This is a genomic window from Gilliamella sp. Nev6-6, from assembly GCF_001690605.1.
Classification (GTDB): Bacteria; Pseudomonadota; Gammaproteobacteria; order Enterobacterales; family Orbaceae; genus Gilliamella; species Gilliamella apicola_C.
Window position 1 is genome coordinate 1 of sequence record NZ_LZHP01000028.1, and the last position, 7,328, is coordinate 7,328.

Genomic DNA, 7,328 nt, shown 5'->3' on the forward strand with positions numbered 1-7,328 from the left:
AATTTAGTATATGTTTTAATTTAGTATATGTTTTAATTTAATATATTTTTTAATTTAATAGATGAAGTTCTTATCCGTTCTATTTTTTGTAAAAAAGTGATCGATATCACATTAACCCACATTCAAATTTACTATAAAAATAAAAGCGCAATATAATAAGGCGCATTAGAGGTTTCTGTTTTAAATAGAGGAAAGTGATCATGCAATACACTAAACTGGGTAATAGTGATTTAACTGTCTCGCAGATTTGTTTAGGTTGTATGGGATTTGGCGATCCTACAGCAGGTATTCACAACTGGACACTAAATGAATCAGAAAGCAGCAAAATTATTGGATATGCTCTTGAGCAAGGTATTAATTTTTTCGATACCGCAATCGCTTATCAAAATGGCTCAAGCGAAAGATATGTTGGCAAAGCATTACGCGATATGAGCCAGCGTGATGAAGTGGTCATAGCAACAAAATTTTTACCACGTACAGCTGAGCAAATTGCTAATGGCATAACTGGGCAACAAGCTATCAACCAATCACTCAACCAAAGCCTAAAAAATTTGGGGGTAGATTACGTCGATCTTTATATTTATCACTATTGGGATTACAACACACCTATAGTAGAAGTCCTTGAAACCCTTCATCAAAATATTCTGGCAGGCAAAATCCGTGCAATTGGCATTTCGAACTGTTATGCATGGCAACTGGCAAAAGCAAACACCATAGCAAAATATGAAGGCTTAACACCGTTTGTTTCAATTCAAAGCCACTATAACTTAATTATGCGTGAAGATGAGCGAGAATTATTTGGATTATGCCAAGAAGATAATATTGCTATGACGCCTTATAGCGCACTTGCCAGCGGTCGCCTTGCTCGTCCATATAACACCCAAACTGTACGCGCCAATGCGGATAACTATGCGAAGAAGAAATACGACAAAACCGCCGAGCAAGACCACGTGATCATCGATCGAGTTGCAGAAATTGCTGAACGCCACCAAGTATCCATGACGGAAGTTTCATTGGCATGGCTATTAACTAAAGTTACTGCTCCTGTTGTGGGTGCAACAAAAACCGAACAAATTCAAGATGCCGTCAAAGCAACCCAATTACAATTAAGCAATGACGAGCTAAACTACTTAGAAGAATGCTATAAACCTCACGCATTAGTTGGCATAATGGCAGATAACAAACCACAAATAAAACAAGCTAATTAGCTTAGATATAAGGTTGTTATCGAAAATAATAAAAATTAGTGGCTATTTACCGCTAATTTTTATAACAGCGTAGCGCTAGGTTTTGACTCTGTTAAGTGACTTATTTTGAGTGATTTTGTATGCAAAATCTTGCATTTTCATAATGGTAAATAATTTTCGAGAAATCAAACGGCTCACCAGATGAGGTATAAAATATTTCTTCAACGCAAAGAGCGGGATCGCCCGCTTGTAACCCAAGATATTTTGCTATATTTGCATCAACTTTGATCACTTGAAAATATTTATCAGAAAAACCAATATTGATATTGTAATTTTCTTGAATGTAGCTAAAAATTGAACGTTCAACAATGTCTGTATTTAAATAACAAATAAGCTTTTTGCGATAATAGGACTGTTCTAAGCAATATAATTTATCATCAACATAACGTAATCTTTTTACAAAATAAACATGTTCACTATCATCACATTGTAAATTTTCTTTCACTCTTGCACTGGGTTTGATAATGTCTACATTAAACACTTTAGATGAACCATACACATCATCTAAATCAACAGTAAAGCCATGACTTTGTAAAAAACTGAGATAACCTCTTTTTTTGCGCTCACGAACAAAAATACCGCTACCTTGCACTTGATAAATAACGCCTTGCCGTTCAAGGCAGTTAAGCGCTTTAATAATTGTGCTACGGCTTACTTGATACTGATTAATAAGTCCGTCTATATTCGCAAGTTGGGTACCTTTAGATAATTGCTGCTGATAAATCATTTGCTTTATTTTTTTTGCAACATTTTGATATTTTACCATTTATATCTCTTTGCTATTCGCCCAATAATTTACATATTATTTTATATTGCTTATGTTAAGTTAAGTTAAATAGTATAAAAAGTCGATCTAGATCACAAACAATATAATTGGTCATTAACAATTATAAAATTATCTATAAGATAAGCTTACTGAATTGATTTTAAGGAGCTTAATGGATGTCATCGAAAATAAGAGATTACAACAAGCTAGCAGTTGATATTTTAAATGAGCTAGGCGGAAAAGAGAATATTATCAACGCCTCTCGTTGTGCAACACGTCTACGCCTTGTCACAAAAACAACGCCAGAACAAGCAAAAGAAAAAATCGCAAAACTACCTGGTGTGATTACGGTTGTTGAAAAAGGTGGGCAAATCCAAGTTGTCATTGGTACGCATGTTGATAAAGTCTACAATGCATTTATTCAACTGGTTGATATTAATAACCAAGCTGTTAATAACAATGAAACCAATATTTTAAACCGTATCATTGCAACCATGTCGGCGGTATTTGCACCGTTTGTTTATATTTTAGCCGCATCAGGTATTTTACAGGGGATTTTGATCTTACTAAAATTAGCATTTGAGGGAATAGAATCAACTGGAACCTTTAGAGTATTTGATTTTATCTCTTGGGCGCCTTTTACCTTTTTACCTATTTTTATTGCTATCACCGCTTCACAACATTTTCGTTGTAATCTTTATATCGCGGTTGCTTGTTGTGCTGCGCTGTTGTCCCCGACTTGGGCTGAATTTGCCAAATTAATCAGCGATGGTCAAGAAATCGATCTATTTGGCATTGCGCTATCTAAAACAACTTACGCTTCAACTGTGTTACCACCACTATTTTTAGTCTGGTTACTTTCTTATTTAGAGCGCTTCTTAGAACCTCGCCTGCACAGTATTATAAAACCGGTGCTATTACCATTATTTAGTCTTGTCATTATGGTGCCTTTAACATTACTTATTGTTGGTCCATTAACTGCCAATGGTGCACAATATATTGCTGATGGTTATAACTGGTTTGTTAATTTAGCCCCATCGTTTGCTGGTGGAATTATTGGTGCCGTTTGGCAAGTGTTTGTTATTTTTGGCGTGCACTGGGGGATCACACCGGTTATCGTTGAAAACTTTAAACAATATGGTCAAGACTCTTTCCAAGCATTTCAAACCATCGCCGTTATTGGTCAAGTCGGAGCAGCATTTGGTTTTTATTTAAAAACCAAAACTCAAGAGATGAAAGGCATTTCATTATCCGCTTTTATCACTGGCTTATTTGGGATAACCGAACCAGCTATTTATGGCGTTAACTTACGTTTTAAAAAGCCATTTATTTATGGCTGTATTTCGGCTGCTTGTGGTGGTATTGTGGCTGGGTTCTTTTCTCCTCACTACTTTGCTTATGCTGGTTTACCAGGTCCATTAACTATCGTCAATGCAATTAGCCCTAACAGCCCTAGCTCATTTATTGGTGTTGCAATTGGGTCACTTATTGCTTTGGTGGGACCTGTCGTTTTAATTCAAATCTTTGGCACTGGTGAAACTAAACAAGATGAGTCTGCTATTGAAAATGATACACCTAAAGTCTTGCTTGACGAGCTGGATATCACAAGCCCAATGACAGGACATGCTTTACCCCTAAGTGAAGTGCCTGATCCTGCTTTTGCACAAAAACTGATGGGTGAAGGGATTGCCATTGAGCCTACTGATAATCATGTTTATGCACCTTTTGATGCCGAGGTAACTGCGGTATTTGACAATTCCAAACATGCTATTGGGTTAACATTAGATAACGGCGTTGAACTATTAATTCATGTGGGGATTGATACGGTTAATTTGACTAATAACGAGTTTGCATATCACGTTGATTTACACCAAAAAGTAAAAAAAGGTGATTTACTCATCAGCTTCAATCCTGAGGCAATTAAGCAAGCTGGCTACCCGTTAATCACCCCAATTATTATTGTTAATACCGATCAATACCAATTCATTTCATTAACGGATAAAACAGAAGTAACAGTTGATGATATCATATTTAAAATTAAGCAATAACAAGGAATCAAAAATGACTAAAAAACCATTTTTATGGGGCGGCGCTTTAGCCGCTCACCAATTTGAAGGTGGCTGGAACGAAGGCGGTAAAGGACCCAGCGTGGTTGATGTTATGACCGCTGGTGCTCATGGCGTTGCAAGACAAATCACCCAAGATATTGAACCCGATAAGTTTTATCCAAACCATACGGCCATTGATTTTTATCATCATTATAAAGATGATATCAAACTCTTTGCTGAATTAGGTCTTAAATGTTTACGCACGTCAATTGCTTGGACACGCATTTTTCCAAAAGGTGATGAGCTTGAGCCAAACGAAGATGGCCTGCGCTTTTATGATGATGTTTTTGATGAGCTCATTGCCCATGGCATAGAGCCTGTTATCACGCTATCACATTTTGAAATGCCATTACATATAGCTCGCCATTATGGCGGTTTTAGAAACCGTAAAACCGTGGAATTTTTTGAACGTTTTGCGACAGCATGTTTTGAGCGTTATAAAAATAAAGTTAAATACTGGATGACATTTAACGAAATCAATAACCAAATGGATACCAGCAATCCTATTTTCTTTTGGACTAATTCTGGTGTACAAGTTAAATCAGGCGAAAATCCGCAAGAAGTTCTGTACCAAGTCGCTCATTATGAACTTTTAGCAAGTGCCAAAGCAGTCATTGCCGGTAAAAAAATCAATCCTGATTTTCAAATTGGTTGTATGATCTCGCACGTGCCAATTTACCCATACTCTTGTAATCCTGAAGATATGATGGCTTCTGAAATTGCTATGCATCAACGCTTCTTCTTCCCTGATGTTCACGTTCGTGGCTATTACCCTGCATATGCATTAAAAGAGTTCGAACGTGAAGGCTATAAACTTGATATTACCCAAGAAGATCTTGCTTATTTAAAACAAGGTACAGTTGATTACATTGGTTTTAGTTACTACATGTCAACTGTCGTTAAGGCTGATGCGAAAAATGACAATCGTGACAACATTGTTAACGGTGCACTACCTAATGCGGTTGAAAATCCTTATATTAAAAGCAGTGACTGGGGTTGGCCTATTGATCCTGAGGGATTACGTTATACCTTAAACCGTTTATATGATCGTTATCAGTTACCGTTATTTATTGTCGAAAATGGATTTGGTGCCATTGATGAGCTCGAAAATGGTAACCAAGTGCATGACAAACCACGCATTGAATACCTAGGTGCTCATATTAAAGCGATGCAAACTGCCATGGATTATGATGGTGTTGATGTGATGGGCTATACCGCTTGGGGGATTATTGATGTGGTGTCATTTACCACTGGTGAAATGAAAAAACGCTATGGTGTAATTTATGTTGACCGTGATAATGAAGGCAACGGTAGCATGAAGCGTTATAAAAAAGATTCTTTTGAATGGTATAAAAAAGTCATTAGCACCAATGGTGCAAGTTTAAAGTGATAATTATCCATTAATTGATAAATGATTATGAGGATGAATACAGGCTTTGCCTGCATCCTCTTTTTTATAAGAAAAAAGCTTAAAATGGAAAAATGAGCTGTTTTTCAACTTGTGGATCGATTAACGTGACATGAAAACCAATTAACCGAACGCCACGCCCGTTACGACGTTCTAGCCAAACTTTATGGGCTTGTTTAATTAAATCGGCTTTATCTAATTTTGACCAGACATGCTCTTGAGTGGTAAGTTGAAAATCATCGAACTTAAATTTGACTCCCTGCCGAGCGATCGATAAATCAGAACGCACTTTACTTAATCGTTTTTCAAGCTCTTCAAATAATGGATCAAACTGTAATAAACACGCTTCCCAATGATGAATATCATCAACTAAAGTGCGCTCAACACCAACCGATTTGCGTTGCCTGTCATTACACACTTCTCTTTCATCAATACCTTGGCATCGTTCATACAAGACTCGCCCAAATTTGCCAAAATGGTTAAATAATTTAGTCACATCATAATTGACTATATCTTGACAGGTAAATAATCCCAAATCAGCTAATTTTTTTTCAGTCACTTTGCCCACACCAGGAATTTTTTTTAAAGGAAGCTGTTCAATAAAGCTATCAACTTCATCAGGTGTTATCACATATTGACCATTAGGTTTGTTCATGTCAGATGCGATTTTGGCAAGAAACTTCAATGGGGCAACACCAGCCGATGCGGTTAACTCAAGTTCCTTAAAAATAGCTTGGCGGATATCTTGCGCAATCAAAGTTGCCGAGCCGTGACATAGTTTACAATCAGTCACATCAAGATAAGCTTCGTCAAGTGATAGCGCCTCAATCGCTTGGGTATACCGCTTAAATATTTGGTGGATCTGGTTTGATACTTCTTTATATACCGCATGCCTACCGGGTATAATTTTAAGATTGGGGCACAGTTTTATAGCTTGTACCATTGACATTGCACTGTGCACACCATATTGGCGTGCTAAATAATTGGCAGTAGCCACCACACCGCGCTTACGAGGATCGCCCCCCACCGCAATAGGCATATTACGATAACGGGGATTATCTCTCATTTCAACAGCGGCATAAAAACAATCCATATCAACATGAATAATTTTTCGCATAAACGGTATTACGGCAAATAAAATATAACTGTATAAATATACAATATCACACCTTAACTGGCAGTGTAAACACCGACGATAGCTACTTTTCTAATTTATCAAAATCAATTAACCCTTTTTTATCATAAGGATCACCAACCCAACGGATCGATTCATGGAAAATTTCCGATTAACTAAAATTTTTTCAGTAACATATAAGCTATCACTTAATCCAGTAAAAACTAATCATGTGTGAATTACGTTTTATGTGCTAAATTTTCGATTAGCATAGTTTGATAATGGTTTGTATACGTTGATATTCACGCTAGCGATAACCAAAGCAGAAAACACAGTTCAAGTCAGTGTTTTCTCGTTTCTTACTAATATATTCTGGGATGGTATTTGATAAACATCTTCGTCGTGATCATAAATAAAAATATATAGCGGTAAAGCACAAACAAATAAGTGAAAAATAAGCTATCAGAGCTAAGTGCTAACCAACTAAACTTATGGCATGTATGTCCATTTTGCATAAATAATTAATTAATGTTGTTAATAATTAAGGTAATTTAAGCTAAATAGATTAATTAAACCTTAAGCGTTGACCAACAAAATAGAGATAGTGCAATTTATAAACATCTAATTAATAAATTTGTAATTAATCAATTAATCGTAATTTTTTAACTCAATAAAATCACAATTC

General features: G+C 36.3%; 5 protein-coding genes. 3 read left to right on the plus strand and 2 right to left on the minus strand.

Features of this window, described 5'->3' with window-relative positions:
* The first annotated feature begins 200 nt into the window (after nucleotides 1-200).
* Complete coding sequence (locus A9G42_RS04440) at nucleotides 201-1,208, plus strand: aldo/keto reductase (RefSeq protein ID WP_065652751.1); 1,008 nt, start codon at nucleotides 201-203, stop codon at nucleotides 1,206-1,208.
* 100 nt (nucleotides 1,209-1,308) lie between these two features.
* On the opposite strand, the gene A9G42_RS04445 is transcribed toward A9G42_RS04440, so the two are convergent.
* The gene (locus A9G42_RS04445; protein ID WP_065652752.1) at nucleotides 1,309-2,013 is read right to left on the minus strand and encodes a GntR family transcriptional regulator; all 705 of its coding nucleotides are present in this window, start codon (nucleotides 2,011-2,013) and stop codon (nucleotides 1,309-1,311) included.
* A gap of 176 nt (nucleotides 2,014-2,189) precedes the next feature.
* Between A9G42_RS04445 and A9G42_RS04450 the strand changes: the two genes are divergently transcribed.
* Nucleotides 2,190-4,061 (plus strand): glucose PTS transporter subunit IIA, encoded by a 1,872-nt coding sequence (locus A9G42_RS04450; RefSeq protein WP_065652753.1) that lies wholly within the window; start codon nucleotides 2,190-2,192, stop codon nucleotides 4,059-4,061.
* 13 nt (nucleotides 4,062-4,074) lie between these two features.
* The gene (locus A9G42_RS04455; protein WP_065580005.1) at nucleotides 4,075-5,511 is read left to right on the plus strand and encodes a 6-phospho-beta-glucosidase; all 1,437 of its coding nucleotides are present in this window, start codon (nucleotides 4,075-4,077) and stop codon (nucleotides 5,509-5,511) included.
* Between the two features lie 79 nt (nucleotides 5,512-5,590).
* Here A9G42_RS04455 and dinB read toward each other — a convergent pair whose 3' ends face one another.
* A complete protein-coding gene (dinB, locus tag A9G42_RS04460) occupies nucleotides 5,591-6,646 on the minus strand; it encodes a DNA polymerase IV (RefSeq protein ID WP_065652754.1) in 1,056 nt (351 codons plus the stop codon).
* Between the last annotated feature and the right edge of the window lie 682 nt (nucleotides 6,647-7,328).